Source organism: Chryseobacterium sp. NFX27 (assembly GCF_049887855.1).
Taxonomy (GTDB): Bacteria; Bacteroidota; Bacteroidia; order Flavobacteriales; family Weeksellaceae; genus Chryseobacterium.
Genome location: NZ_JAGEKK010000010.1, coordinates 103,577 through 128,528 on the forward strand (window position 1 = coordinate 103,577; position 24,952 = coordinate 128,528).

Genomic DNA, 24,952 nt, shown 5'->3' on the forward strand with positions numbered 1-24,952 from the left:
ACCTACATTCCATTTGGCGTTTGTATTAATATCTAAATGTGATTCTCCCTTTCGATAAATCATAGGGAGACATTTCTAGTTTCACCTTGTCTCCAGGTAAAAGTTTAATATAATGCATTCTCATTTTACCGGAAATATGAGCGATAAGTATATGCCCATTCTCCAGCTCTACACGGAACTGGGCGTTCGAAAGTGCTTCCGTGATAACGCCGTCCTGTTCAATATGTTTTTGTTTCGCCATAAATTAATATCCAGTCGTTCTTGATAATTTAGACTGCATTAAGCCATCATAGTGATGGTTCAGCAGATATGTATTAATCTGTTGAACGGTATCTAAAATAACTCCAACCATAATCAATAGTGATGTTCCCCCGAAAAATAGGGCGAACGCATCCGTCTGAACAAAGCTTCCATGCACTATTGCCGGAAGGACTGCAAAGATAGACAAAAATATTGCACCTGGCAAGGTAATTTTTGATAAAATATCATCTAAATAATCAGCCGTTTCTTTACCGGGTCTTACTTTCGGTACTAAACCTCCATTTCTCTTCAAATCATCAGCCATTTGGTTTACCGGAATCGTAATTGCAGTATAGAAGAATGAGAAGATAATAATTAATAGCGCGAACAATACGTTGTACTGCCAGCTAAAAACATTCTTGAAACCTGCAAGAAAAGTATTGGACTCATCGAATTTAGTTAATAATCCTGGTACGAACATCAATGCCTGAGCAAAGATAATCGGCATTACACCAGCAGCATTTACTTTCAATGGGATCCACTGTCTTGCTCCCTGCATAAGATTTCTGTTTACACCTCCTCTTGCTTGAGCTCTGCTTACATACTGAATTGGAATTTTTCTGACAGCAACAGATAATACTACTGCTAAAAGAACTACCAGCATCCAGAATATTACTTCTATAAGGATCATGATAGATCCCATTCCTCCTTTTCCGTTCTGCACTGCCATTTCCTGTACGAATGCTTCAGGTAGTCTTGAAAGGATTCCCACCATAATAAGGATAGAAATACCGTTTCCGATACCTTTGTCGGTGATTTTCTCACCTAACCACATTGCGAACACTGAACCAGCAACCAAGATTACAATACTTGGCAACCAGAACATGATGGAATTCGGCTCTACATAATATGCAGACTGGAACTGAGCATACGGTAAGAATAATTGAGTAATAGACGTTAAATAAGAAGGGGCCTGTACAAGACAAACTCCAATAGTTAACCATCTAGTAATTTGATTCAATGTATTTCTACCAGACTCTCCATCCTTCTGAAGTTTCTGAAGATAAGGAATAGCCATTCCCATCAACTGAACAATAATAGAAGCAGAAATATAAGGCATGATTCCCAACGCCATTACGGAAGCGTGGCTGAAAGCTCCCCCCGTAAACGACGAAAGCAAGCCAAGGAGACCTGCTCCTTGCTTGTTACCGCCTTGATTTTTATAATGCTCTAAGAGATCTCCCACTTCTGCAAGGTTAATTGCGGGAAGCGAGATATAAGATGCGAATCTATACACAAGGATAATACCTAACGTAAAGAGAATTTTATCTCTTAATTCCTTTAGGCTCCAAATATTTTTAAGGGTTTGTATAAATTCTTTCATTAGTAAGTATTATAAGGTAATTGCTTTTCCACCTGCTTTAGCAATAAGCTCTTCAGCAGATTTAGTGAACTTGTCAGCAGAGATTGAAACCGCAGATTTCAATTCTCCTCTACCCATAATTTTCACTAATTCGTTTTTAGAAACTAAACCGTTTTCTACTAAAACTTCTTTCGTGATATCTCCAGTGATGGATTTGTTCTCGATTAAAATTTGGATAGTATCAAGGTTTACTCCTCTAAACTCTTTTCTGTTTACATTTTTGAAACCGAATTTAGGTAATCTCCTTTGTAAAGGCATCTGTCCACCTTCGAAACCGATTTTCTGAGAATAACCGGCTCTAGCTTTCTGACCTTTATGACCTTTCGTAGCAGTACCTCCTTTTCCTGTACCCTGACCTCTACCAATTCTTTTTGAATTGAAAGTAGATCCTGCAGCAGGTTTTATGTTATTTAAATTCATTTTAATTTCTTTTGTTAAAAATTATTTTTGAACTTCAAGTAAATGACTAACTGCAGCTATCATTCCTAAGATAGAAGGAGTAGCTTCGTGTTCTACAACTTGGTGAAGTTTCTTAAATCCTAATGCTTCAAGCGTTCTCTTTTGGGTTTTTGTTCTTCCAATAGCGCTTCTTACTTGCTTTACTTTGATTGTTGCCATTGTTCTAATATTAACCGTTAAACACTTTACTTAGAGAAACTCCTCTCATTCTAGCGATCTCTTCAGGTCTTCTGATATCCAATAACGCTTTGAAAGTAGCTTTCACCACGTTGTGAGGGTTAGAAGATCCTTTAGATTTTGAAAGGATATCGTGAATACCAGCAGACTCCAATACCGCTCTTACCGCACCACCGGCGATAAGTCCTGTACCGTGAGAAGCAGGTCTCATGAAGATATCTGCACCACCATATCTGGCAGTAGTCTGGTGAGGGATTGTGTGGTTCATTACAGGAACTTTCACAAGGTTTTTCTTAGCATCTTCAACAGCTTTAGCAATTGCAGAAGCTACTTCTTTAGATTTTCCAAGACCGTGACCGATTACTCCGTCTTCGTTTCCTACTACAACGATAGCAGAAAATCCGAAAGCTCTACCTCCTTTGGTTACTTTTGTTACTCTGTTAACAGCTACGAGACGATCTTTTAATTCTAATCCTCCCGGTTTTACTCTTTCTATATTATCTAGTCCTAACATATTTTCCGAAATTTTTATGATTAGAATTTAAGTCCTCCTTCTCTCGCTCCATCAGCAAGAGCTTTCACTCTTCCATGGTAAACGAAACCGTTTCTGTCAAATACAATACTTTCGATTCCTGCAGCGATAGCTTTGGCAGCGATAGCTTTACCAACAGCAGCAGAAACTTCAGTCTTGGTACCATTAGCGTCAACACTTTTCTCTCTTGAAGAAGCGGCAACTAAAGTTGTACCAGTTTTATCATCGATTAACTGAGCGTAAATTTCCTTATTACTTTTATATACAGATAATCTTGGCAATTCAGAAGATCCAGAGATTTTTCCTCTTACTCTTCTTTTTATTCTTATTCTTTTTTCTAATTTACTTAATGCCATAATACTTATAATTTATTAAGCAGATTTACCAGCTTTACGTCTAACAATTTCTCCAAGGAATCTTACACCTTTTCCTTTGTAAGGCTCAGGCTTTCTGAAAGAACGGATCTTTGCAGCTACCATTCCTAGAAGTTGGTTGTCATGAGACGCTAAAGTAATAATTGGGTTTTTACCTTTTTCAGTCAATGTATCTACTTTTACTTCGCTTGGAAGTTCTAATACGATACCGTGAGAGAATCCTAAAGCTAACTCAAGTTTTTGACCTGTGTGTGAAGCTCTGTATCCTACCCCTACTAGTTCTAGTTTCTTTTCGAAACCTTTTTCAACACCAACAATCATGTTGTTGATCAACGCTCTGTATAGACCGTGAAGTGCTTTGTGTTGTTTAGATTCAGATGGTCTGTTAACGTTAAGTTCACCATCTTTCTGTTCTAAAGTAATTCCTGCTGTAAGCTCCTGAGAAAGTTCTCCTTTAGGACCTTTAACTGTTACAACACCGTTATTTTCAGTGACAGTAACTCCAGCTGGAATTGTTATAATTGCTTTACCAATTCTTGACATTTTCCTCTGATTAAAAATTAATAAACATAGCAGATTACTTCACCGCCTACTTTTTCTTCTCTAGCCTTCTTGTCAGTCATTACTCCTTTAGAAGTAGAGATAACAGCTATACCCAAACCGTTCAGTACTCTTGGAAGTTCAGTAGAACCTTTGTACTGTCTTAAACCTGGTCTAGAAGCTCTTTGAATAGACTTGATAGCCGGTTTGTTAGTTTGCTTGTCATACTTTAAAGCGATTTTGATCACTCCTTGAACAGCGTTATCTTCAAACTTGTAGTTTAAGATATACCCTTGGTCAAATAAGATCTTAGTAATCTCCTTTTTGATTTTCGATGCAGGAATTTCCACCACTTTGTGGCCTGCGCTTTGTGCGTTCCTTACTCTTGTTAGGAAATCTGAAATTGGATCTGTTACCATTTTTCTATTTTAAATTATTGGTTAAAGACAATCAGTATTGAAAGGACTTGAAGATTAAAATATCAGACTTCAGAAAATCTTGGGTCTGATATTTTTATTCTTTAGTATCCAGACAACTTAATTGTCCCGATTAATTAGTAATTATTACCAACTGGCTTTTCTTACTCCCGGGATAAGACCGTTGTTTGCCATTTCTCTGAAAGTTACTCTGGAAATACCAAACGTTCTCATGTATCCTCTAGGTCTACCTGTTAGTTTACATCTGTTGTGTAATCTTACAGGAGAAGCATTTTTAGGTAATTTCTGAAGTCCTTCATAATCACCAGCTTCTTTTAAAGCTTTTCTTTTGTCAGCGTATTTAGCAACTAGTGCTTCTCTTTTGCGCTCACGCGCTTTCATTGATTCTTTAGCCATTTCTTAGTTCTTTTTAAATGGTAAACCGAAGTGAGTTAATAAAGCTTTCGCTTCTTTATCTGTTTTCGCACTTGTTACGAAAGTAATGTCCATCCCTTGGATTTTTTTCACTTTGTCAATTACGATTTCAGGGAAGATAATCTGCTCAGTAATACCTAAGTTGTAATTACCTCTACCATCGAACCCGTCTGCCTTGATACCAGAGAAATCTCTGATACGTGGTAAAGCAGAAGAAGTAAGTCTGTCTAAGAATTCATACATTTTATGAGCTCTCAATGTTACTTTAGCACCTACAGGCATACCTTTTCTCAATTTGAAAGCCGCTTCGTCTTTCTTAGAGATAGTACCTACTGCTTTCTGGCCAGTAATCATTGTTAATTCTTCTACAGCATAATCAATGATTTTCTTGTCTGCAGTGGCATCACCTAATCCTTGAGATAGGATGATTTTTTCCAATTTAGGTACCTGCATTACAGATTTGTACCCAAATTCTTCCATCATTGCAGGAACAATTTTCTCTCTGTATATATTTTTGGGTCTTGCTATAAATTCCATGTGTTAATTCAAATTATAAAGTTTCACCCGTTTTTCTATCGATTCTTACTTTCTTATCTCCATCGATTTTATAACCGATTTTGATAGCTTTTCCGTCTTTACCAACTAGAGCTACGTTTGAGATATGGATAGAAGCTTCCTTTTCAGTAATTCCACCTTGAGGGTTAGAAGCTGAAGGCTTAACGTGTTTTTTAACGATGTTAAGTCCTGCAACGATTACTCTTGGGTCTTTTCCTTCTTTTTTGATCACTTCAATAACTTCACCAGTCTTACCTTTGATATCTTTCTTACCAGTAGTAATGATGACGTTATCTCCTCTTTTTATTTTTAACTTTGACATTTTCTTTTAAAAATTTTAAAAATTAAAGTACTTCAGGAGCTAATGAAATGATTTTCATATATTCTTTGTCTCTCAACTCACGAGCAACCGGTCCGAAAACACGTGTTCCTCTCATTTCTCCTGCTGCGTTTAGTAATACACAAGCATTGTCTTCGAATTTGATGTATGAACCATCTTTTCTTCTAACTGCTTTTTTAGTTCTTACTACTACAGCTTTAGATACCTGACCTTTTTTAGCGTTTCCTGATGGTGTAGAATCCTTGATAGTAACAACGATTTTATCACCAACTGAAGCATATCTTCTTCTGGTTCCTCCCAGAACTCTGATAACTAGTACTTCTTTTGCACCTGTGTTATCAGCAACTTTTAATCTTGATTCTGTTTGTAACATTATTACTTAGCTTTTTCAATGATTCTTACTAATCTCCATCTCTTGCTCTTGCTCAAAGGTCTAGTTTCCTGGATAAGAACTGTATCACCTTCTGTGCATTCGTTGTTTTCGTCGTGTGCAGTATATTTTTTCGTTTTCAAAACGAATTTACCGTACATCGGGTGTTTCACTCTCGTAGTCTCACTTACAACAATGGTCTTTTCCATTTTATTGCTGGAAACTATTCCGATTCTTTCTTTTCTTAAGTTTCTTTCCATAATGTATGAAAATCTTATTGTTGTTTAGTGGTTAACTCAGTGTTTAGTCTAGCGATCGATCTTCTCAAATCTCTGATTTGAATCGGGTTTTCAATTGGACTGATCTTGTGAGCCAATTTCAGTTTTGAATATTGAGTTTTCAATTCAGCAAGTTTTGCTTGAATATCACCCGCGCTTAAATTTTTAATATCAGCTTGTTTCATTGTTCAAAGATTATAGAGGTTTAACAAAATCGTTAGCAACTACGAATTTAGTAACTACCGGTAATTTTTGTGCAGCAAGTCTTAAAGCTTCCTTAGCGATTTCGTAAGATACTCCTCCGATTTCGAACATAATTTTACCTGGTTTTACTACAGCTACCCAGTATTCCACAGCACCTTTACCTTTACCCATACGTACTTCGGCTGGTTTTTTAGTAATAGGCTTATCCGGGAAGATTTTGATCCATAGCTGGCCTTCTCTCTTCATATATCTTGTCGCAGCGATACGAGCAGCTTCGATTTGTCTTGCAGTGATCCAAGCACCTTCTATAGCTTTGATTCCAAATGTTCCGTAAGCCAGTTGATTACCTCTTTGAGCAATCCCCTTCATCTTCATCTTATGAACTCTACGGAATTTGGTTCTTTTTGGTTGTAACATAATTTCTAAATTTTAGATTTTAGATTTTAGATTTTAGATTTTTTATATTTTAAAAAAGTAACGGTAATTTAAAATTCAAAATTTCTAACCTAAAATTTTTAATTATTATTGTTATTATTGTTATTATTCTTTCTAGGTCTTCTGTTATCTCTGTCTCCACCTCTGTTTCCGCCTCCTGAAGGACCTCCTTTTTTCTGTTGTCCCACTAATGGAGAAAGTTCTCTTTTACCGTAAACTTCCCCTTTCATGATCCAAACTTTCACTCCTAGTCTACCGTAAGTAGTGTGAGCTTCAGCCCAGTGATAATCGATATCAGCTCTGAAAGTAGACAAAGGAATTCTTCCGTCTTTGAAAGATTCGCTTCTTGCCATTTCAGCACCGTTCAATCTACCAGAGATTTGAACTTTGATACCTTCAGCACCCATTCTCATTGTACTAGCCATTGCCATTTTAACAGCTCTTCTGTAAGAAATTCTGTTTTCAATTTGCTTAGAGATGCTGTCAGCCACTAATACTGCATCAAGTTCAGGTCTTTTGATTTCGAAAATGTTGATTTGAATATCCTTACCTGTAAGTTTCTTCAATTCTTCTTTCAATTTATCAACTTCCTGACCTCCTTTACCGATGATAAGTCCCGGTCTAGCAGTAGTGATCGTTACTGTTACTAATTTCAGTGTTCTTTCAATATAAATTTTTGAAATACCACCTTTAGATAATCTAGCCTCAAGGTATCTTCTGATTTTGTAGTCTTCAGCGATTCTGTCTCCATAATCTTTACCACCAAACCAGTTAGAATCCCATCCTCTGATGATACCTAATCTGTTACCAATTGGATTTGTCTTCTGTCCCATACCTTGATTAATTTTCTTTATTACCTAAGATTAATGTAACGTGGTTAGATCTTTTTCTGATTCTATACCCTCTACCTTGCGGAGCTGGTCTTAGTCTCTTCAATTGTCTTGCACTATCCACGAAGATTTCTTTAATGATAAGGTTTGCTTCTTCAATATCAGCACCTTCATTTTTAGTCTGCCAGTTTGCCATAGCAGAAAGAAGTAATTTCTCTAATTTGTTAGAGGCTTCTTTTTTAGAATATTTTAGGATATAAAGAGCTTTATCTACCTGCTCTCCTCTAATGATATCAGCAACTAATCTCATTTTTCTTGGAGATGATGGGCAGTCATTTAATGAAGCTTTTACAACGTCTTTGTTAGCTTCTTTTCTTGCGATTGAACTATCTTGTTTTCTTGATCCCATGATTATCTGCTTCCTTTATTTTTGTTACCACCATGACCTCTGAAAGATCTTGTTGGAGAAAATTCGCCTAACTTGTGACCTACCATGTTTTCTGTAACATAAACAGGGATAAACGATTTCCCGTTGTGTACTGCAATAGTTTGTCCTACGAAGTCCGGAGAGATCATCGATGCTCTAGACCAAGTTTTAATAACTGTCTTCTTACCAGACTCTATGTTTGTCTGAACCTTCTTATCTAAAGTATGATGAATGAATGGTCCTTTTTTAAGTGATCTTGCCATAATTATTTTCTTTTAGATATGATATGACGGTTAGACGCTTTGTTTTTCTTTCTGGTTTTGTAACCTTTAGCCGGCATACCGTTTCTAGATCTTGGGTGACCTCCAGAAGAACGTCCTTCACCACCTCCCATTGGGTGATCTACAGGGTTCATTACTACCGGTCTAGTTCTAGGTCTTCTACCTAACCATCTGCTTCTACCAGCCTTACCTGAAACAGTTAACTGATGATCAGAGTTAGAAACAGATCCAATCATTGCATAACATTCAGTAAGGATCATTCTTGATTCTCCTGAAGGCAATTTGATGATCGCATATTTCCCGTCTCTTGAAGTTAATTGAGCTGAAGAACCAGCACTTCTTGCTAAAATAGCACCTTGTCCAGGCTTCATTTCAACACAAGAAATTACAGTACCCAATGGAATATTTTTCAATTTCATTGCGTTACCTACGTTTGGTTCAACGCTTTCTCCTGAAACTACTTTCTGATCTACTTTGATACCGTTTGGAGCGATGATATATCTCTTCTCTCCATCTGCGTACTCTAATAAAGCGATAAATGCAGTTCTGTTTGGATCATATTCTACAGTTTTTACCGTTGCTTCAACATCATGCTTGTTTCTTTTGAAGTCGATAATTCTGTATTTCTTTTTGTGTCCACCTCCGGTGTAACGCATGGTCATTTTACCAGTTTGGTTACGTCCACCTGACTTACTAATACCAACTGTTAGAGATTTCTCTGGTTTGTTGGTAGTAATTTCCTCAAAATTGTTTACAATTCTGAATCTCTGTCCTGGGGTGATAGGTTTTAATTTTCTAACAGACATTACTATTATTTATAATTAATAATTAATTTACAGCAAAAATATCGATAACTTCACCTTCAACAAGCTTGATTACCGCCTTTTTCAATTTGTTTGTCTTTCCTACTTGAAGACCTTTTTTAGTGTATTTTGAAGAAACCTTCGGAGCATAAATCATTGTGTTAACGTCTGCTACTTTTACACCGTAAGCTGCTTCAACAGCTTTTTTAATCTGGATCTTATTAGCCTTAGGATCTACTAAGAAAGAATAAGAACCTCTTAAATCTGTAAGGTAATTAGCCTTTTCTGAGATAACTGGTTTAATAATAAGTGACATGATTTATTTCTTTAAATTTTCCTGGAATTTTTCAACTGCACCTTCTAAGAATACGATCTCACCTGCATTCATTAAGTCATATGAACTAATTTCGTTGAAGTTCATTACTTTAGTTTTAGGTAAGTTTCTTGAAGATAAATACACATTCTTGTTAGCTTCAGGAAGAACAAATAGAGACTTCTTATCGTTCAATGCCAATGCATTCAAGATAGAGATGAAATCTTTAGTTTTAGGAGCATTTAAGCTCATATCTTCCATTACTCTGATGCTGTTGTCTCTCATTTTCTGAGATAAAACAGATTTTTTAGCTAATCTCTTAAGAGCTTTGTTCAATTTGAATCTGTAGTCTCTTGGTTTTGGTCCGAATACTCTACCTCCCCCTCTGAAAGTTGGAGATTTGATATCACCATATCTAGCAGAACCAGATCCTTTTTGCTTCTTAAGTTTTTTAGTAGAAGCAGTAATTTCGCTTCTTTCCTTTGATTTATGAGTCCCTTGTCTCTGTGCTGCAAGGTACTGTTTAACTTCTAAGTAAACCGCGTGCTGATTTGGCTCAATTCCGAATACTGATTCGTCTAGAGTTACTTTTCTTCCGGTCTCTTTTCCTGATGTATTTAATACTACTAGTTCCATTTTCTGATAATTACATAAGAATTTTTAGCTCCCGGAACAGCACCTTTTACTACTAAAAGATTTTGTTCTTGATCCACTTTTAATACTTGAAGGTTTTGTACAGTTACCTGCTTACCTCCCATTCTACCCGCCATTCTCATTCCTTTGAATACTCTTGAAGGATCCGATCCAGCACCGATAGAACCTGGAGCTCTAAGTCTGTTGTGCTGACCATGAGTAGCTTGCATTACACCTCCAAAGCCATGTCTTTTAACAACACCCTGGAAACCTTTACCTTTTGAAGTTCCTGTTACGTCAACATATTCACCTTCAGCGAATAAATCAACTTTTACTTCTTCTCCTACTTTTACTTCGTCTACGAATTCTCTGTAGAATTCTACCAACTTAGCTTTTGGAGCAGAACCAGCCTTTTTGAAATGGCCAGCTAACGCTTTACCTACGTTCTTTTCACTCTTGTCATCGAAACCTAACTGAACTGACTTGTAGCCGTCCTTTTCTATGGTTCTGACCTGTAAAACCGAGCATGGACCAGCTTGAATAACTGTACAAGGAATGTTCTTTCCTTCTTCGTTAAACAAAGACGTCATACCGATTTTTTTACCAATAATACCTGACATTGTTTATATTAAATAAAATTTATCTTTCTAATTTCCACATTTTTTAGGAGGTCTGAAGTAATTTCTACTTTTGATATAGGCATACTACGCCCCTAAAATGGAGTGTGCAAATTTATGAATATTTTTAGAACTGACAAATATTTTGAGTAAAATATTTTGATTTTTAATCAATTAGCTAATTTTGAAAAAATCCAGACGAAATTTTCAGCGAAATCATTTTGAATTTTGAAAAATAATTAAAAAAGAAGTTTATTTTACAATAACGGAAACTCCTATTTCTTCTAATGCCACTTTATCTTCAGCACAGATACCATTGTCCGTGATCAGATAATCAACTTTATCCAGAGGAGCAATCTTCCCGAATCCTTTTTTATTAAGTTTTGAAGAATCACCAAGAATGACCACTTTTTCGGAACATTCTATCATAAGCTGATTCAGATGAGCTTCTGCAGCATTCGAAGTACTGATCCCAAAATCAATATCAATCCCATCTACCCCCAGAAAAAGTTTGTTACAGGAAAACTGCTTGAGAATTCCTTCAGAAATGGAACCTACAATGGAAGTTGAGCTTTTTCGGACCTCGCCACCCAATTGTATAATATTAATATTAGGATTGTTACACAGTTCAATAGCCACCCTTAAAGAAGAGGTCAAAACCGTAAGAGGGCCAAAGTTCACCAGCATCCTGGCCAGATAATGCATGGTAGTCCCTGAAGCCAAAATAATACAGTCATTCTCCTGGATAAGCTGTAAAGCCGCTTTCGCAATATTCTGCTTGGCTTCTACATTAATGTTTTCTTTTTCGTCCACATTCCTTTCGTAGGCATACCGTACATGCTTGCTTGCTCCTCCATGGTTTCGGAAAAGCAATCCTAAGCTTTCGAGATAATTCAGATCCTTTCGGACCGTAACTGAAGATACATTGAACTTCTCACACAGATCCTGTACGAGAACATGCCCTTTTTCATCCAGTTCCTTTAGAATATCATCGTGCCTTGGTATTAACTTTTCCATTCTGATTCTTTCATCAAAAATACCATTTTTTTTCGAGACCGATAAAATTTCATTTATTTTCTTTTTAGTTTCATTTTTAATTTATAAATTTGAAAACGAAACATAAACGAAACATTTATGAAACGAAACGAAGAAATTAATAAATTATCCAGTGTTCAGGAATGGGACTTCATCATTATCGGAGGTGGAGCCAGTGGCCTGGGTTCAGCATTGGATGCAACCAGCAGAGGATTTAAAACCCTGCTTCTTGAATCCCATGATTTTGCAAAAGCAACATCTAGCCGAAGCACCAAACTGGTACATGGTGGTGTAAGATATCTTGCACAGGGAGATATAGGACTTGTAAAAGAAGCCCTGAAAGAAAGAGGGCTTTTAGCTCAAAATGCGGCACACGTGGTAAAAAACCAGTCCTTTATCATTCCTAATTATACCTGGTGGGGAGGTATTTACTATAAAATAGGATTGTCCATCTATGATTTCCTTGCCGGAAAGCTTAGTCTTGGAAAAACAAAATACATCAGCAAATCCAAAACGGTTGAAAAACTGCCAACCATTGAACAGCATAACCTGGCAAGTGGTGTAGTATATCAGGACGGACAGTTTGACGACGCAAGATTAGCCATCAATTTAACCCAGACTCTTATCGAAAAAGGGGGAAGCGCCGTTAATTATATGAAAGTAACCGGACTTCTGAAAAATAATTCCGGAAAAATAAACGGAGTCAAAGCAGAGGATCAGTTTACCAACCAGCAGTATGAGCTTCGTGCAAAAGCAGTCATTAATGCAACAGGCGTATTCACAAATGATATTCTGAATATGAATAATCCTAAGCACGGTAAATTTGTTGTTCCAAGCCAGGGTATTCATTTAGTCCTGGATAAATCTTTCCTGAAAAGTGATGATGCCATTATGATTCCAAAAACATCAGACGGCAGGGTTCTTTTTGTTGTGCCGTGGCACGACAGAGCATTGGTGGGAACTACAGATACCCTTCTGGAAAGCCCGAGCTTTGAGCCGCATGCTTTAGAGTCTGAAATTAATTTCGTTTTAAATACAGCCAGACAATATTTAGCCAAGAAGCCAACCAGAGAAGATGTAAAATCTATGTTCGCCGGATTGAGACCGCTTGCCGCTCCCAAAGAAGGAGGCAAAAGCACCAAAGAAGTTTCCCGCAGCCATAAAGTTATCACTTCCGATACAGGATTGGTTTCCATCATCGGCGGAAAATGGACCACCTACCGTAAAATGGCGGAAGACACCATTGATAAAGCTGTAGAGATTCTTCACTTAAACGGAGGACCTTCCCAAACAGAAAATATGTCTATTCACGGTAACATGAGAGCAGAACTCGTAGACCGTACCAGCCATCTGTATGTTTACGGATCAGACATTCCAGCCATAAAATCGTTGCAGAGCAGTGCCCCTCAGTATTCCCAAAAGATCCATCCTGACCATGCTTTTACTATTGCAGAAGCAGTCTGGGCCATAAGACACGAAATGGCAGAAACCATTGAAGATATTCTCGCAAGAAGAGTCCGTCTTTTATTTTTAGATGCAAGAGCCGCAATTGACAGTGCACATACCATCGCACAGCTTATCGCCCAAGAAAAAGGATATTCCCAGGAATGGGCCACTGAACAGGAAAAAGAATTCATTGAATTAGCACAAGGGTATTTATTAGCCCCTTACTCTCCCAAAACTATTACTCATAATTAAAACTTTGCAGTATGAAGGAAAAATTGATTCTCGCTTTAGACCAGGGTACAACTTCCTCTAGAGCCATCTTATTCAATCACAACGGAGCTATAGAATACATCTCCCAGAAAAATTTTGAACAGATCTACCCTACTCCGGGATGGGTAGAACATGACCCCAACGAAATTTGGTCTTCCCAGATATCCGTTGCCGCAGAAATTATCGCTAAAGCAGGCATTTCCGGATTGGAAGTAGCGGCCATCGGCATCACCAATCAACGCGAAACAACCGTTGTTTGGGACAAAGAAACCGGTGAGCCTATTTACAATGCTATCGTCTGGCAGGACAGAAGAACGTCTAAATACTGTGACGAATTAAAAGAGCAGGGGCATGCCGAAATCATTAAAGAAAAAACCGGACTTGTCCTGGATGCCTATTTTTCAGCCACCAAACTGAAATGGATCCTGGATCACGTAGAAGGAGCAAGGGAAAAAGCTGAAGAAGGAAAATTATGTTTCGGAACAGTTGATACATGGCTGGTTTGGAAACTTACCCGCGGAAAAATGTTCATTACTGATGTTTCCAATGCAAGCAGAACCATGCTTCTGAATATTCATACCTTAGAATGGGATCGGGATCTTCTGGATCTATTTGATATTCCAAGATCTGTTCTTCCTGAAGTAAAACAGAGCAGCGAAATCTACGGAGAAACCGCCACCACTTTATTCTCTACTAAAATTCCGATCGCTGGAATTGCCGGGGATCAGCAGGCCGCCTTATTCGGACAGATGTGCATTACTCCCGGAATGGTAAAGAATACCTACGGAACAGGATGTTTCTTATTAATGAATACAGGAACAGAAGCGGTCTCTTCAAAAAATAACCTGTTAACAACAGTTGCCTGGAAGATCAATGGAGAAGTAAACTATGCACTGGAAGGAAGTGTATTTGTAGGCGGTGCAGCCATACAGTGGCTGAGAGACGGGCTGAAACTTATCCGTTCCGCAGAAGAAGTGAATGATCTGGCAGCAAGTGTTGAAGATAACGGAGGTGTTTACTTTGTCCCTGCACTTACAGGATTAGGAGCACCCTATTGGGATCAATATGCAAGAGGAACTATTGTAGGGGTAACCCGTGGAACCACTAACGGACATATCGCAAGAGCAACTTTGGAAGGCATAGCATTCCAGGTTTATGATATTGTAAAATCTATGGAGGCAGATTCCGGAACACCAAGTCTGGAACTCAGAGTAGATGGCGGAGCTTCTGCAAGTGATCTTCTGATGCAGATACAGTCTGACCTTTTCGGATTTAAGATCACAAGACCAAAAACGCTTGAGACCACAGCGTTAGGTGCCGCTTATCTTGCAGGTTTAGCAGTAGGATATTGGAAGGACATTAATGAAATACAATCTCAATGGGTTGTAGACGAAGATTTCCATCCGAAAGTGGATAAAGAAAAAGCAGATAACATGATTCATTTCTGGAATAAAGCTGTAAAGCGTTCACAAAGCTGGATCGAAGATTAAATCTTTAATAATAAAAAACTACTTATGACTCCATTTACCGCAGAACTTGTAGGAACAATGCTTCTTATATTATTAGGCAACGGCGTTGTAGCCAATGTTGTCTTAAAGGATACTAAAGGAAATAATTCAGGATGGATTGTTATTACGACAGCCTGGGCTCTGGCAGTTTTTGTAGGGGTCACCGTTGCAGGTCCTGCAAGTGGTGCTCATCTGAACCCGGCCGTAACGATCGGCCTGGCTGCTGCAGGAAAATTCTCGTGGGACCTGGTTCCTTCTTATATTGCTGCACAGATGCTCGGTGGAATGCTTGGCGCTTTCCTGGTCTGGCTTTTCAATAAAGACCATTTTGCCATTACGGAAGATGAAGGCGCTAAACTTGCCTGTTTCAGTACAGGGCCGGCCATCAGGAATACATTCTCCAATTTAATCAGCGAGACCATCGGAACGTTTGTTCTGGTATTTGTCATTTTTCATTTTTCGGATCCCAGTATTTCCCTGAATGCAGATCCGGCTGCCAAAGTAGGACTCGGTTCTGTAGGAGCACTTCCTGTTACCTTTCTGGTTTGGGCCATAGGCTTATCATTAGGAGGAACTACAGGCTATGCCATTAACCCTGCAAGAGATTTGGCTCCTAGGATTATGCATGCCGTACTGCCTGTAAAAGGAAGCAGTGACTGGGGATATGCATGGATTCCGGTTGCAGGACCAATATTGGGCGCTGTTATCGCTGCCGTTCTTTTTGGAATAATACATTAAAAATACCCGATGAAAATTTTAAAAATTGCATGCCTGATTATTTTAGGCACAGGAAAGCTATTCTCTCAGGAGAACGCAGAACCTAAGGAAAGCAACAGACTTGATTTTACTGCCAATATTCAGAACAACCATTTGTGGAGGGGATTGATTATTACAGACAAACCTGTAGTAATGGGAAATCTTTCTTATGCCTTAGATTCTGAAAAGAAATGGAAAATTGGTATTTGGGGCGCCTCGGCATTGGCAGACGATAAAGATGGTACCCATTATAAGGAGATCAACTATTACATTCAATACTCTCATAACCGTTTTTATATTGGATTGTGGGATTTGTATAATTCCAGAAACATCAATACTGCTGTCGCTGCAGACGACATTTTCAGTTACTCACAGAGAAGAACTGCCCATATCATTGACCTTAGAACCCATTATACTTTCGGGCCATCATTCCCACTGAATATTGAGGCGGATATCATGCTGTACGGAGGGGCCAATGCAGGTGAAGTGGTTCTGGAATCTGACGGCAGCTATAAAAAGAATAAGTATTCTACCTATATTCAGGCAAGCTATCCGGTCATTGCCGGGAAGAAAGTGAATCTGGATGCTTTTATTGGAGCCGGATTTGCCCTCAACGACAAACATTTCCTTTATGGCAACGGTGAAAACAGCTTTGATATCGTTAATATAGGAGTAAAAGCCGGCAAGACCGTTAAAATTACGGAACATTACAGTCTTCCGGTTTCTATGATGGCCATGTGGAATCCTTCCAATAAATATGCAAGAATTCAGCTGGCAGCCACTGTTTTCTAATCTATGTCTTAACTTGATTATACAAAGGCCACTTCTTTTTGGAGTGGTTTTCTGTTTTACATTGATGAATATTAAATCACAAAAGCCACAAAAGTTTTTCATGCTGAAAATGCTAAGATCACATCAATAGAAAATCTTTGATTTTCATAAAAATTAAAGTGTATTTTATATGCGTAATCTATTTAACTTTAAAATAACTAAAGTGTTTAAAAATCTTTTGTAACTTTTGTGGTTAAAAAAAACTATAATTGCCTCCAATAGCCAATTTCAGGGTTTTTACGGTTTAATTTTTGCTTAAATATTTTTACTTTTGAAAAAAAATATATGAAAAAGATTTTCAGCTTAATAATCCTGTTTATCAGTATTTTATCTTTTGCGCAGACAAAAACGCCATTTGTCGGATACAGAAGTTTTAATATCATTGAAGGATTCAGTGGATCGGGAACGCCTGCCTATTATCTGGATGTAAAGAAAAACGGTGATGTTTATTTCGGATTTGTTCAGGTAAATCAGGCGGACAGGACCGAAACCACCGAGGAAGTCAATGCCGGAAAATACAACCCCAAAGTAATGAAGGTAGATTTCAAAACATATGGTGAAAACTTTTATGTGAAATTTGACAAGGATAATATCTATCTGACAGATAAGGACGGAAACATCCTGAAATCTGAAGACTGCTGCTCCAGCATGGAAAGCGGGACACAGGATATCTGTACCTGCGAAAGCGAACTATATAAGCGATGAAAGCATTAAAGCTCCTGCTTCTCCTTCTTCTCATTGTTTCGTGCAGCGGGAAAAAGAACCATCCTTATACTTTTTATTACTGGCAGACCCATCTTAAGCTTGATCAGGAAGAGAAAAAAGCTTTGGACAAGGCTTCAGTTCCTTATGTATACACCCGTTTTTTTGACATTGACAAAGCTGGCGGGAAATTCATACCGGTTGCCGTGATCACAAAAGACAAGAGTTTTCAGACGGATAAGCAAATTGTGCCGACTGTTTTTATCACAAATCAGTCTATGTATCATATTTCAGCGGAAGAAATCAGGTTTCTTGCAAAAAACATTCATGATCTGGTTCAGAAGAAAGCCAAAGAATATAATTTAAGGATTAATAATGAAATTCAGATCGACTGTGACTGGACAGCCGGGACCAGGAATGATTATTTTAAATTTTTAAAAGAACTGAAAAGAATTTCAGGAAAAGAAATTACCTGCACGTTGCGTCTTCATCAGGTAAAAGATAAAAGCCAGACCGGAATTCCACCGGTAGAGAAAGTATATCTGATGTGCTACTCTACTTCTTCCCCGCTAGAAAACTCCAATAAAAATTCTATTCTGGATGTAACGGTATTAAAAAGCTATCTTTCCCAACTGGAAGATTATCCTGTTAAAAAAATTGAAGTCGCACTGCCGATCTACTCCTGGGGAATTGTTACCAATCATCTTGAAAAGCATAAACTAATTAATGCTTTATCCAGAAAAGACCTTGAAAACCCTGGATTTAAAAAAATCTCGGATAATGAAGTTGAAATCATCAGAGACGGTTTCTATTTCGGAAGCTTCCTGAGTAAAGGATTCAGGATAAAGGTTGAAGAAATAACAGATGACCAGCTGCAGGATGTCACCCGTTTTCTGGAGAAAAAAATACATGACTTTAATATAATTTATTATCAATTAGATAGTAAATTTGTAAGTAACAGGAATTTTTAAATTTTATCTTCTGCTGATTGAGCAGTTTATGAACATTTAATTCCTGTTGAAACTGAGTTACAAAAATAAAAACACCCATCAACTATATGAAAAAGTATATTCTTTCGCTGGCGGTCCTATCGCTTTTCTATACTAAATCTGATGCCTGTGCGTGGTCAGATCCGGATTATGAATATTTCAATCTTTTTACACAAAGTATTATAAAGGATAAATCTTATCTGCCTTTCCTGCTTACCTATTCCAACAGGTTTTACGGAGACTACAAAGGCAACCCGATTCCTGACGACAATATTGAAACCTGGAAAAAGTTTTTTAACAACCAGCTGAACTACGCAGAAACGGAAAATCTGGTATACAAGATCAGCATGAATGATCTGAATGCGTTAAAAAACGGAGCCCCAACCCATCCTCTGCTGCAGAAATTAGGAACAGGATTCTACCCAAAATACAGGGAAGGCATCGATTATTTAATTGAAGCTAAATATCTGGAACCTTATATGAGCATCAATTATGTTGAGAGTCCGGACTCGTTTTACAACTATGGTCCTTCAAAGAAACAAAATGCTACTTCTATTGATTATGCCAAAACAGTCAATGCACTGACTTCTTTATACAATGCAGCAAGAAATCCGGAGATCAAGCAACGTTACGGATACCAGCTGGTACGTTTTAATCATTATACGAGAAATTACGATGCAGCGCTGGAGGCTTTCAAAACGTATATAGAACCGATCAAACAGAAAGGTACGGTATACTTTATGGCTCTGGACCAGCTTGCAGGCGCTCAAAGGGGAAAGGAAATGAACAGTGATGCGAACTGGAACTTTTTCCAGGTTTTTATGAACAGTAAAGACCGTAAGGAATCTGCTTTTGTATCAATGAAACTTTCGGATACGGCTTCTTTCAGCAATATTATGAAGAGGGCGGGTACGAATGATGAAAAGAATATGGCTTATTTCTTATTGGGTTATGAAGGCTTTACGAATCCTATTCCTATCATGGAAAAGATGTATGACATCAATCCGGATTCTGAGATCCTGAAAGTGATGGCAGTAAGAAGCATCAATGAACTGGAAAGAAGCTATCTGCCCATCTATTATTATACTTCGGATGCTTCAGACAATGTGTATATGCAGAAAGGAAATGCTGATGACCACGGCACCACTTCCAAGGACGTAAAGGCTGAACCTGCTGAAGTGAAAAAAGAAGAAAAACTTTCTTTCTGGCAGAAGATTGTAAGGTTCTTCAAAAACCTTTTCGGGGGATCAAAGTCTGACAGCGTAGCCGGAGAAAAAAATGATCAGAGTGATGATGAACTGCTGAACAATCCGGACAGGATTCCTTTCTATACAAAAGCTAGTTACGGATACGACGAAAAAACCAAAGATTATCTGGACGACCTGGAAAAATTCACAGAAAAAACTAAAAAGGTATCTAAGGATGAATACTGGCAGATCGCAGATGCCTATCTCAAGTTCCTGAAAAAAGATTACCAAGCAAGTTCGGAGATTCTGGAGGATATCAAAACAACAAATCCAGAATACCTGGAAGAAATAAAAAGAATGAAAGTTCTGAATGATATCGTTTCGCATCCTAAGATTGATGCAGAATTTGAAGATCATCTGATGAAAGATTATGCTGATTATTTCGTGAAAAAAGAAGTTAAAAAAGACAGTACTGCCGTATCTGATTATGATTATTATGGGGAAACTCCGTCAACGGCAGATTTCCTTAAAGATGTTCTTGCCAACCGCTATTTCCTGCAGGGTGAAGACGGAAAATCGTTCCTGATGAGCAATAAGCTTTCGGATCTTCAGTATAACCCGAATTCCAGTCTGGTAAAAAGTGTTGAAGATTTTTACAAAAAACCGAATAAAACGCAGTTTGAACAGCAGATCATTGCCAAGAACATGGATAATGTAGGCAATATAGATGCTTTCTTCAGCATGATCTACGGCGACAGAGCCATGAAACAGGCAGATTTTGAAAAGGCTAAGTCTTATTATGAAAAAGCCCAGGGCTTTGCAGGAATTCCAAGGATGAATTACGACTGGTCGGACAAAGGTGAAAAAATTACTCCGAAACAGTATGCAGCCGGAGAATATAACGGATTCCGGGATATTTCGAATCTTGTTTTCGGGCACAATGTATGGGAAAGTTTCGGAAGCCCGGAAACTGAAAGTATGGAAGCTGAAGATTATTCTGCATTCCCTTTCATTAAAGCCAGCATGAATAAACTGGAACTTGCGGATGCACTCATCCAGCTTAAAAAAATCGGTAGCGGAACAGATGAAAAGGCAGCCAAAGCCAGCCAGCTTATCGGAAACCTACTGTACAATACTTCCAGCCTGGGATATTACCGACAGCTGTTTGTGATGGACATTGATAACACCAACGGTGGAAAATACGATTTCTGGAATACGGACAGAAAGAATCCTTATCAATATTATTATAAGAATTTCCTTTATACTACCTACGTGGAGCCTGATAATTTTGACCTCGCGATCAATTATTATCAAAAGACCCTGAAGCTGTCGAAAGACAAAGAACAGAGAGCAAGAGTCCTTTTCCAGATGGCCAGCGCAGAACAAGGAAAGTATTATCAGTATGAGGCAAAAAATACTGCGACTATCAGTTATTCGGATCCTCAGTATTCTGAAAAGGAACAGGCTCACCAGACTGAACTCAATAATATCAGGAATCAGAAATACAGAACGTATTTTGCACAGCTGAAATCCCAGTATGCAGATTCGGAAACCATGAAAGGATTGGCAGGAAGCTGCAGCTATTTCGGATATTTCCTGAAAAGATAATTTTCAACCTGTATACAAAAGAAAAAGGAATCGTTATGATTCCTTTTTTTCTTGCTGTTTCTGAAGCCATTCTTCATGTTTATGTTTAAAGAATTCAAACTTATAATCCTGGTTTCTGTGGGCGGCATCTATTGAGTGTGAGGTGTGGATATCAGCATCCTCTTTCGCAAACTTAGCGAGTTCTTCATAATAGCAGTGAAGCTGATCGAGCTCCTTTTCTGTCAGGTCTTCAATATCTACAATTCTGTTGCTTGCCTTTTCGTGAGCGGCAATAAGTTCGTTCAGCTTAATCTGTATTGCTTTTGAGTCTTTGTTCTGAGCTTTCTGAATTAAAAAGACCATTAAAAAGGTAATAATGGTAGTTCCGGTATTAATAACCAGCTGCCAGGTTTCAGAATAATCAAAAACAGGTCCTGAAGCTGCCCATACCACAACGATGAGTACAGCTCCGATAAATGCATGTGAACTTCCTGTAAATTTGGTTGCCCAGTCTGAAAACTTCTCAAAAAGATTATTGTTCTTATGGTTCATGATATCAATTCTTTTAAATAATAAATTTATAGAATTAACCTGAAACGGAGCAAATAAGGAAAAATATTTTTGCCGGAATTGTTCCGATTTGTTTTTTTAATATATCGTTAAAATAAGAGGTAATGGTAAAAAACAAAAACATTAAGACAGAAGAACTGCCTTAATGTTTTCTAATTAAAATTTGATATGAATGAATGTTTATTATTTTTCTTCCGAAGATTATTTCTTCAGATTAATCAATTGTTTTTGTACTGATTAAAGGTAAATCTTTTCCGAATTGGATTTTCTTTATACCGGGCATCCCATTATTCCAGGTATTTTGCGACCAGGTATTATTCATATAATTCCAATGGTATGGACTGTTGACTGTATTATATTTCATTGCCTCATTGGCAGCCTTCAATTCTTCTTCTGAAAGCTCTGTATCGGAAGAGCAGGATACTGCAGCTATTCCAAAAACCATAGCATAGAATATTATTTTGATGCTTTTCATAATAAATAATTTTGAGGATTAGAATTTGTAGTTGACCTGTACGGCAAAATTCCTAGGCTGGATCTGATCGATATACCCACCTCTGAAGTACGAACTGTATCCCACAGAATCGAAGATGTTATTGAAGAATACTCTTAGTCCCAATCCGTTTTTAAGAGTGTATCCTGCCTGGGCATCTACGGTAGTATATTCCGGCATATCAAAAGGCTTATCTCCAGCTTTCACACTGTTAAGATGCCCTGCTGTAAATGTCTTCTGAGTCCATTCGTCAACCGGTCTTTTTCCTACATAATAGATTCCGGCTCCTACATCAAGACCCGTTAGTTTACCTGTAATAAATTTGTAGTTCAGCCATCCGTTTGCGGTATGCTTCGGAGCATTCATTGGAGCAGAACCGTTCATATAGGCCGGACTCTCCTGATATTGAGCATCCAGATATGCCCATCCGGACATTACCTGAAGGTTTGGGAGAATTCTTCCGATAAGCTCTACTTCCATTCCTTTTCTTCTGAGGTTACCGGCAAGTCCGTAAAGGATATTATTTTTATTATCTTTTATTGGCTGGTAGTTTTTATCCAGGATCTGGAATGACAGATTATCTGTATTAATATCAAATAAGGTAACATTAAATCTCAATCTTTCATTAAACCAGTCGGATTTAATACCCGCTTCCCACTGCTTGGTGTGTGATGCACCTACCAATCCTCCTGCCTGAAGAATATTATTAGATGCCCTTAAAGAGGTAGTCGTTGTATAGGATCCGAAAACATTGATATTCTGAATTGGTGAAATGATCAATCCAAAAGACGGGTTCCATGTATCTACGGTTTCATTGGAAGAACCGTTCAATCTGCTGTACCTGATTCCCAGATGGGCTTTTACATATTTCCCGATTGACATGACATCCTGGGCCATAGCACCAATGCTTGGCGTCAGAACAGGGTTTGAACGTCCAAGGTTTTTATAAATTACATTTACAGGAATCTGGTTCGGTATCGTCCCGTTAACCACATCGAAAATATCAAGAGGATTGGCATCATACGTTATCGCTCCAATTTTTGTTGGGCGGGCAGTAATTAAGTTTTCAGGAGCAATGGAGTTTTTGTAGGCTTCATAGGTAACGGTAGATGTTTCAGTTTCCCGCCAGTCAAATCCAACCTGGAATGTATGGTTGATGAATCCTGTTTTTATCTGCTCCCCAATGAAATCCAACTGCAGGACTTTATTGATATCTTCTCCCTGAGATTTCCCAATGGTGTGCTGCCTGATATTATAGTTCGTTTCGTTTGTCGGTAATGATATGGAAGAGGCCTCGCTGTCTGAACTGCTTGTGGAATTAATGAATGCAGCTCTTACCTTTAATTTATCATTAAGCTTGCGAACCACCGTTGTGGCAAAATTAAAGGTTTCTGTTTTTGAATAGTCAGAAGTATATCCTAAAAATTTACCTTTCGGCATATGGTACAATGCTTCCACATCACCAGGTGCTGTATTGATAGTTCCTCTGTCGGGCGTACGGTTATCATGAAGATAATCCATCTCTACATTGATTTCAGTTTTATCGTCCGGACGGTAAGATACGGATGGGTTGATGTAAATTCTCTCACCTTCAACATGTGATCTGAAAGAATTATTTTTCTGATAAGCCCCATTGAACCTTACAGCCACTTTACCCTGAGAATCCAGAACTCTCTGGAAATCTACTGTCGGTCTGTAAAAATCCCAGCTTCCGTAGCGGAATCCTACCTTGGTCTGGTCTATGAACTGCGGTCTTTTGGTCACCACATTAATCACACCTCCTGCTGAACCCAAACCGTTTCCTATTCCCTGGCTCACAGCTGCAGATCCTTTAATGACCTGAATGCTTTCAACACCCTGCATATCTGTGATCATACCCGCCGTACGGAAATCCGAATCCATCTGAACTCCGTTTTTCAATACCGGTACTCCACGATATCCTCTGATAGACATACTTTCATTTCCTCCGCCATAGCTTGAGAAAAGGGTGACACCGGGTACATTTTTAGCCACATCAGTTACGGTAAGAGCTCCCAGCTCTTCAATCGCTTTATGGGAGATCACTGAAATACTCTGGATCTGGTCTCTGGTTTTCAAAGGAAGCCTTGTAATAGCTTCTAAACCTACCGGCTGTTTCTTTTTTTCACCAAATAATTCTACTTCTTCAATCTCTTTTGATTTTTTTATAGAATCATTCACTTGCTGTGCGTTTACAAAAACCCCACCCAATACAAGCAGAGAAAAGGATACTACTTTATTCATCTGTCAATTTTTTGCAAAATTATTATTTTTATTCATTCTAAATAAATAAATCAAACTGACATATCTCACCTTGATATGACTAAACATTATCAGATTATAAGTGAGCCTAAAGATGTTGTAGAGATCTCTTACCAATACCAGAGCATCATTAAAAGGTACCTAGAAAAAGTAGACTTATCTCTATAAAAAAATAAATGATAAAAAGGTACATCCTGAAGGTCTGAACTATAAAAGCAAAGGCCCTTTATTTCTAGATTTGACTCTTTTAAACAAAAAATCCGTTCCTAAAAAGGAACGGATTCTATAATTATTGCAAAGTATGCAATTATCACACTTTAATTTCAACGTCAACTCCTGAAGGAAGTTCTAATTTCATTAGAGCATCAACAGTTTTAGAAGAAGAAGAGTAGATATCCATCAGTCTCTTGTGAGCTGATAATTGGAACTGCTCTCTAGCTTTCTTGTTTACGTGTGGAGATCTCAACACCGTGAAGATTCTCTTATTTGTTGGCAATGGAATTGGTCCGTTTACAACAGCACCAGTAGCCTTTACCGTTTTTACGATTTTCTCAGCAGACTTGTCTACCAAGTTGTAATCGTAAGATTTTAGTTTTATTCTGATTCTTTGTGACAT

General features: G+C 38.0%; 34 protein-coding genes. 7 read left to right on the forward strand and 27 right to left on the reverse strand.

Features of this window, described 5'->3' with window-relative positions; all coding sequences use genetic code 11:
* Positions 1–25: 25 nt before the first annotated feature.
* The 23 genes from infA to J4Q03_RS13190 all read right to left on the reverse strand — a co-directional run bounded on the left by infA (position 26) and on the right by J4Q03_RS13190 (position 11,699).
* Entirely contained in the window at positions 26–241 is a 216-nt protein-coding gene (gene infA, locus J4Q03_RS13080) for a translation initiation factor IF-1 (protein WP_027381317.1), read from the reverse strand.
* A gap of 3 nt (positions 242–244) precedes the next feature.
* The gene (gene secY, locus J4Q03_RS13085; RefSeq protein WP_034702876.1) at positions 245–1,624 is read right to left on the reverse strand and encodes a preprotein translocase subunit SecY; all 1,380 of its coding nucleotides are present in this window, start codon (positions 1,622–1,624) and stop codon (positions 245–247) included.
* A 9-nt stretch (positions 1,625–1,633) separates the two neighbouring features.
* Positions 1,634–2,083, reverse strand: coding sequence for a 50S ribosomal protein L15 (gene rplO / locus J4Q03_RS13090; RefSeq protein ID WP_111957099.1), 450 nt, complete (start codon positions 2,081–2,083; stop codon positions 1,634–1,636).
* A 21-nt stretch (positions 2,084–2,104) separates the two neighbouring features.
* Positions 2,105–2,281, reverse strand: a complete 177-nt coding sequence (gene rpmD / locus J4Q03_RS13095) for a 50S ribosomal protein L30 (protein WP_007839493.1) — start codon at positions 2,279–2,281, stop codon at positions 2,105–2,107.
* A gap of 10 nt (positions 2,282–2,291) precedes the next feature.
* Positions 2,292–2,813 (reverse strand): 30S ribosomal protein S5, encoded by a 522-nt coding sequence (rpsE, locus tag J4Q03_RS13100; protein ID WP_048501139.1) that lies wholly within the window; start codon positions 2,811–2,813, stop codon positions 2,292–2,294.
* 20 nt (positions 2,814–2,833) lie between these two features.
* A complete protein-coding gene (gene rplR, locus J4Q03_RS13105) occupies positions 2,834–3,187 on the reverse strand; it encodes a 50S ribosomal protein L18 (RefSeq protein ID WP_426048602.1) in 354 nt (117 codons plus the stop codon).
* A 15-nt stretch (positions 3,188–3,202) separates the two neighbouring features.
* Entirely contained in the window at positions 3,203–3,748 is a 546-nt protein-coding gene (rplF, locus tag J4Q03_RS13110) for a 50S ribosomal protein L6 (RefSeq protein ID WP_426048603.1), read from the reverse strand.
* 17 nt (positions 3,749–3,765) lie between these two features.
* A complete protein-coding gene (gene rpsH / locus J4Q03_RS13115) occupies positions 3,766–4,164 on the reverse strand; it encodes a 30S ribosomal protein S8 (RefSeq protein ID WP_111957093.1) in 399 nt (132 codons plus the stop codon).
* 144 nt (positions 4,165–4,308) lie between these two features.
* Positions 4,309–4,578: a 30S ribosomal protein S14 gene (gene rpsN, locus J4Q03_RS13120; RefSeq protein ID WP_047376574.1), complete on the reverse strand. Its 270-nt coding sequence runs from the start codon at positions 4,576–4,578 to the stop codon at positions 4,309–4,311.
* Positions 4,579–4,581: 3 nt separating this feature from the next.
* The gene (rplE, locus tag J4Q03_RS13125; RefSeq protein ID WP_034738769.1) at positions 4,582–5,133 is read right to left on the reverse strand and encodes a 50S ribosomal protein L5; all 552 of its coding nucleotides are present in this window, start codon (positions 5,131–5,133) and stop codon (positions 4,582–4,584) included.
* Positions 5,134–5,146: 13 nt separating this feature from the next.
* The gene (gene rplX / locus J4Q03_RS13130) at positions 5,147–5,473 is read right to left on the reverse strand and encodes a 50S ribosomal protein L24 (RefSeq protein WP_111957089.1); all 327 of its coding nucleotides are present in this window, start codon (positions 5,471–5,473) and stop codon (positions 5,147–5,149) included.
* Positions 5,474–5,495: 22 nt separating this feature from the next.
* Positions 5,496–5,864 carry a 50S ribosomal protein L14 gene (rplN, locus tag J4Q03_RS13135; protein ID WP_007839504.1) on the reverse strand — a complete coding sequence of 123 codons (369 nt, stop codon included), beginning with the start codon at positions 5,862–5,864 and terminating at the stop codon, positions 5,496–5,498.
* 2 nt (positions 5,865–5,866) lie between these two features.
* Complete coding sequence (gene rpsQ / locus J4Q03_RS13140) at positions 5,867–6,124, reverse strand: 30S ribosomal protein S17 (RefSeq protein ID WP_053073319.1); 258 nt, start codon at positions 6,122–6,124, stop codon at positions 5,867–5,869.
* Between the two features lie 11 nt (positions 6,125–6,135).
* Positions 6,136–6,324, reverse strand: a complete 189-nt coding sequence (gene rpmC, locus J4Q03_RS13145; protein ID WP_034725985.1) for a 50S ribosomal protein L29 — start codon at positions 6,322–6,324, stop codon at positions 6,136–6,138.
* Between the two features lie 10 nt (positions 6,325–6,334).
* The gene (gene rplP / locus J4Q03_RS13150) at positions 6,335–6,760 is read right to left on the reverse strand and encodes a 50S ribosomal protein L16 (protein ID WP_034738777.1); all 426 of its coding nucleotides are present in this window, start codon (positions 6,758–6,760) and stop codon (positions 6,335–6,337) included.
* A gap of 98 nt (positions 6,761–6,858) precedes the next feature.
* Positions 6,859–7,611 carry a 30S ribosomal protein S3 gene (gene rpsC / locus J4Q03_RS13155; RefSeq protein WP_099764898.1) on the reverse strand — a complete coding sequence of 251 codons (753 nt, stop codon included), beginning with the start codon at positions 7,609–7,611 and terminating at the stop codon, positions 6,859–6,861.
* Positions 7,612–7,618: 7 nt separating this feature from the next.
* On the reverse strand, positions 7,619–8,017 hold the full coding sequence (gene rplV, locus J4Q03_RS13160) for a 50S ribosomal protein L22 (RefSeq protein WP_111957085.1): 399 nt from the start codon (positions 8,015–8,017) through the stop codon (positions 7,619–7,621).
* 2 nt (positions 8,018–8,019) lie between these two features.
* Positions 8,020–8,298 carry a 30S ribosomal protein S19 gene (gene rpsS, locus J4Q03_RS13165; RefSeq protein WP_034702850.1) on the reverse strand — a complete coding sequence of 93 codons (279 nt, stop codon included), beginning with the start codon at positions 8,296–8,298 and terminating at the stop codon, positions 8,020–8,022.
* Positions 8,299–8,300: 2 nt separating this feature from the next.
* Positions 8,301–9,122 carry a 50S ribosomal protein L2 gene (rplB, locus tag J4Q03_RS13170; RefSeq protein WP_111957083.1) on the reverse strand — a complete coding sequence of 274 codons (822 nt, stop codon included), beginning with the start codon at positions 9,120–9,122 and terminating at the stop codon, positions 8,301–8,303.
* 22 nt (positions 9,123–9,144) lie between these two features.
* Positions 9,145–9,435 (reverse strand): 50S ribosomal protein L23, encoded by a 291-nt coding sequence (gene rplW, locus J4Q03_RS13175; protein WP_034702844.1) that lies wholly within the window; start codon positions 9,433–9,435, stop codon positions 9,145–9,147.
* 3 nt (positions 9,436–9,438) lie between these two features.
* On the reverse strand, positions 9,439–10,068 hold the full coding sequence (rplD, locus tag J4Q03_RS13180) for a 50S ribosomal protein L4 (RefSeq protein WP_034738785.1): 630 nt from the start codon (positions 10,066–10,068) through the stop codon (positions 9,439–9,441).
* A complete protein-coding gene (gene rplC, locus J4Q03_RS13185; RefSeq protein ID WP_007839520.1) occupies positions 10,059–10,685 on the reverse strand; it encodes a 50S ribosomal protein L3 in 627 nt (208 codons plus the stop codon). The genes rplD and rplC overlap by 10 nt, the downstream gene beginning before the upstream one ends.
* Before the next feature lie 249 nt (positions 10,686–10,934).
* Positions 10,935–11,699 carry a DeoR/GlpR family DNA-binding transcription regulator gene (locus J4Q03_RS13190; RefSeq protein ID WP_426048604.1) on the reverse strand — a complete coding sequence of 255 codons (765 nt, stop codon included), beginning with the start codon at positions 11,697–11,699 and terminating at the stop codon, positions 10,935–10,937.
* 117 nt (positions 11,700–11,816) lie between these two features.
* On the opposite strand from J4Q03_RS13190, the gene J4Q03_RS13195 reads away from it, so the two are divergent.
* The 7 genes from J4Q03_RS13195 to J4Q03_RS13225 all read left to right on the forward strand — a co-directional run bounded on the left by J4Q03_RS13195 (position 11,817) and on the right by J4Q03_RS13225 (position 21,014).
* Positions 11,817–13,415 carry a glycerol-3-phosphate dehydrogenase/oxidase gene (locus J4Q03_RS13195; RefSeq protein WP_426048605.1) on the forward strand — a complete coding sequence of 533 codons (1,599 nt, stop codon included), beginning with the start codon at positions 11,817–11,819 and terminating at the stop codon, positions 13,413–13,415.
* Positions 13,416–13,426: 11 nt separating this feature from the next.
* Positions 13,427–14,923: a glycerol kinase GlpK gene (glpK, locus tag J4Q03_RS13200; RefSeq protein ID WP_426048606.1), complete on the forward strand. Its 1,497-nt coding sequence runs from the start codon at positions 13,427–13,429 to the stop codon at positions 14,921–14,923.
* Positions 14,924–14,947: 24 nt separating this feature from the next.
* On the forward strand, positions 14,948–15,679 hold the full coding sequence (locus J4Q03_RS13205; protein WP_426048607.1) for an MIP/aquaporin family protein: 732 nt from the start codon (positions 14,948–14,950) through the stop codon (positions 15,677–15,679).
* A 9-nt stretch (positions 15,680–15,688) separates the two neighbouring features.
* The gene (locus tag J4Q03_RS13210) at positions 15,689–16,489 is read left to right on the forward strand and encodes a hypothetical protein (RefSeq protein ID WP_426048608.1); all 801 of its coding nucleotides are present in this window, start codon (positions 15,689–15,691) and stop codon (positions 16,487–16,489) included.
* A gap of 324 nt (positions 16,490–16,813) precedes the next feature.
* Positions 16,814–17,233: a hypothetical protein gene (locus J4Q03_RS13215; RefSeq protein ID WP_426048609.1), complete on the forward strand. Its 420-nt coding sequence runs from the start codon at positions 16,814–16,816 to the stop codon at positions 17,231–17,233.
* Positions 17,230–18,201: a hypothetical protein gene (locus J4Q03_RS13220; RefSeq protein ID WP_426048610.1), complete on the forward strand. Its 972-nt coding sequence runs from the start codon at positions 17,230–17,232 to the stop codon at positions 18,199–18,201. Before J4Q03_RS13215 ends, J4Q03_RS13220 begins: the two co-directional genes overlap by 4 nt.
* 86 nt (positions 18,202–18,287) lie before the next feature.
* The gene (locus J4Q03_RS13225) at positions 18,288–21,014 is read left to right on the forward strand and encodes a hypothetical protein (RefSeq protein WP_426048611.1); all 2,727 of its coding nucleotides are present in this window, start codon (positions 18,288–18,290) and stop codon (positions 21,012–21,014) included.
* A gap of 33 nt (positions 21,015–21,047) precedes the next feature.
* On the opposite strand, the gene J4Q03_RS13230 is transcribed toward J4Q03_RS13225, so the two are convergent.
* From J4Q03_RS13230 to rpsJ, 4 genes are all read right to left on the reverse strand, one after another.
* The gene (locus J4Q03_RS13230) at positions 21,048–21,545 is read right to left on the reverse strand and encodes a low affinity iron permease family protein (RefSeq protein WP_426048612.1); all 498 of its coding nucleotides are present in this window, start codon (positions 21,543–21,545) and stop codon (positions 21,048–21,050) included.
* Positions 21,546–21,777: 232 nt separating this feature from the next.
* The gene (locus tag J4Q03_RS13235; RefSeq protein ID WP_426048613.1) at positions 21,778–22,038 is read right to left on the reverse strand and encodes a hypothetical protein; all 261 of its coding nucleotides are present in this window, start codon (positions 22,036–22,038) and stop codon (positions 21,778–21,780) included.
* Between the two features lie 18 nt (positions 22,039–22,056).
* Positions 22,057–24,318, reverse strand: coding sequence for a TonB-dependent siderophore receptor (locus tag J4Q03_RS13240; RefSeq protein ID WP_426048614.1), 2,262 nt, complete (start codon positions 24,316–24,318; stop codon positions 22,057–22,059).
* Between the two features lie 328 nt (positions 24,319–24,646).
* Positions 24,647–24,952 (reverse strand): 30S ribosomal protein S10, encoded by a 306-nt coding sequence (gene rpsJ / locus J4Q03_RS13245; RefSeq protein WP_002661363.1) that lies wholly within the window; start codon positions 24,950–24,952, stop codon positions 24,647–24,649.

Bases quoted from the DNA above. Each gene is read 5' to 3' on its own strand.
- rplC (WP_007839520.1), bottom strand. From the start codon at position 10,685: ATGTCAGGTATTATTGGTAAAAAAATCGGTATGACGTCTTTGTTTAAC.
- rpsE (WP_048501139.1), bottom strand. From the start codon at position 2,813: ATGTTAGGACTAGATAATATAGAAAGAGTAAAACCGGGAGGATTAGAA.
- rpmD (WP_007839493.1), bottom strand. From the start codon at position 2,281: ATGGCAACAATCAAAGTAAAGCAAGTAAGAAGCGCTATTGGAAGAACA.
- rpmC (WP_034725985.1), bottom strand. From the start codon at position 6,324: ATGAAACAAGCTGATATTAAAAATTTAAGCGCGGGTGATATTCAAGCA.
- rpsS (WP_034702850.1), bottom strand. From the start codon at position 8,298: ATGGCAAGATCACTTAAAAAAGGACCATTCATTCATCATACTTTAGAT.
- rpsC (WP_099764898.1), bottom strand. From the start codon at position 7,611: ATGGGACAGAAGACAAATCCAATTGGTAACAGATTAGGTATCATCAGA.
- rplF (WP_426048603.1), bottom strand. From the start codon at position 3,748: ATGTCAAGAATTGGTAAAGCAATTATAACAATTCCAGCTGGAGTTACT.
- J4Q03_RS13240 (WP_426048614.1), bottom strand. From the start codon at position 24,318: ATGAATAAAGTAGTATCCTTTTCTCTGCTTGTATTGGGTGGGGTTTTT.
- rplR (WP_426048602.1), bottom strand. From the start codon at position 3,187: ATGGCATTAAGTAAATTAGAAAAAAGAATAAGAATAAAAAGAAGAGTA.
- infA (WP_027381317.1), bottom strand. From the start codon at position 241: ATGGCGAAACAAAAACATATTGAACAGGACGGCGTTATCACGGAAGCA.
- rplV (WP_111957085.1), bottom strand. From the start codon at position 8,017: ATGGGATCAAGAAAACAAGATAGTTCAATCGCAAGAAAAGAAGCTAAC.
- rplE (WP_034738769.1), bottom strand. From the start codon at position 5,133: ATGGAATTTATAGCAAGACCCAAAAATATATACAGAGAGAAAATTGTT.
- J4Q03_RS13195 (WP_426048605.1), top strand. From the start codon at position 11,817: ATGAAACGAAACGAAGAAATTAATAAATTATCCAGTGTTCAGGAATGG.
- secY (WP_034702876.1), bottom strand. From the start codon at position 1,624: ATGAAAGAATTTATACAAACCCTTAAAAATATTTGGAGCCTAAAGGAA.
- rpsN (WP_047376574.1), bottom strand. From the start codon at position 4,578: ATGGCTAAAGAATCAATGAAAGCGCGTGAGCGCAAAAGAGAAGCACTA.
- rpsH (WP_111957093.1), bottom strand. From the start codon at position 4,164: ATGGTAACAGATCCAATTTCAGATTTCCTAACAAGAGTAAGGAACGCA.
- rplN (WP_007839504.1), bottom strand. From the start codon at position 5,864: ATGTTACAAACAGAATCAAGATTAAAAGTTGCTGATAACACAGGTGCA.
- rplW (WP_034702844.1), bottom strand. From the start codon at position 9,435: ATGTCACTTATTATTAAACCAGTTATCTCAGAAAAGGCTAATTACCTT.
- rplD (WP_034738785.1), bottom strand. From the start codon at position 10,068: ATGGAACTAGTAGTATTAAATACATCAGGAAAAGAGACCGGAAGAAAA.
- J4Q03_RS13215 (WP_426048609.1), top strand. From the start codon at position 16,814: ATGAAAAAGATTTTCAGCTTAATAATCCTGTTTATCAGTATTTTATCT.
- J4Q03_RS13230 (WP_426048612.1), bottom strand. From the start codon at position 21,545: ATGAACCATAAGAACAATAATCTTTTTGAGAAGTTTTCAGACTGGGCA.
- rplB (WP_111957083.1), bottom strand. From the start codon at position 9,122: ATGTCTGTTAGAAAATTAAAACCTATCACCCCAGGACAGAGATTCAGA.
- J4Q03_RS13220 (WP_426048610.1), top strand. From the start codon at position 17,230: ATGAAAGCATTAAAGCTCCTGCTTCTCCTTCTTCTCATTGTTTCGTGC.
- glpK (WP_426048606.1), top strand. From the start codon at position 13,427: ATGAAGGAAAAATTGATTCTCGCTTTAGACCAGGGTACAACTTCCTCT.
- rpsJ (WP_002661363.1), bottom strand. From the start codon at position 24,952: ATGTCACAAAGAATCAGAATAAAACTAAAATCTTACGATTACAACTTG.
- rplP (WP_034738777.1), bottom strand. From the start codon at position 6,760: ATGTTACAACCAAAAAGAACCAAATTCCGTAGAGTTCATAAGATGAAG.
- rplX (WP_111957089.1), bottom strand. From the start codon at position 5,473: ATGTCAAAGTTAAAAATAAAAAGAGGAGATAACGTCATCATTACTACT.
- J4Q03_RS13235 (WP_426048613.1), bottom strand. From the start codon at position 22,038: ATGAAAAGCATCAAAATAATATTCTATGCTATGGTTTTTGGAATAGCT.
- J4Q03_RS13225 (WP_426048611.1), top strand. From the start codon at position 18,288: ATGAAAAAGTATATTCTTTCGCTGGCGGTCCTATCGCTTTTCTATACT.
- J4Q03_RS13210 (WP_426048608.1), top strand. From the start codon at position 15,689: ATGAAAATTTTAAAAATTGCATGCCTGATTATTTTAGGCACAGGAAAG.
- J4Q03_RS13190 (WP_426048604.1), bottom strand. From the start codon at position 11,699: ATGGAAAAGTTAATACCAAGGCACGATGATATTCTAAAGGAACTGGAT.
- J4Q03_RS13205 (WP_426048607.1), top strand. From the start codon at position 14,948: ATGACTCCATTTACCGCAGAACTTGTAGGAACAATGCTTCTTATATTA.
- rplO (WP_111957099.1), bottom strand. From the start codon at position 2,083: ATGAATTTAAATAACATAAAACCTGCTGCAGGATCTACTTTCAATTCA.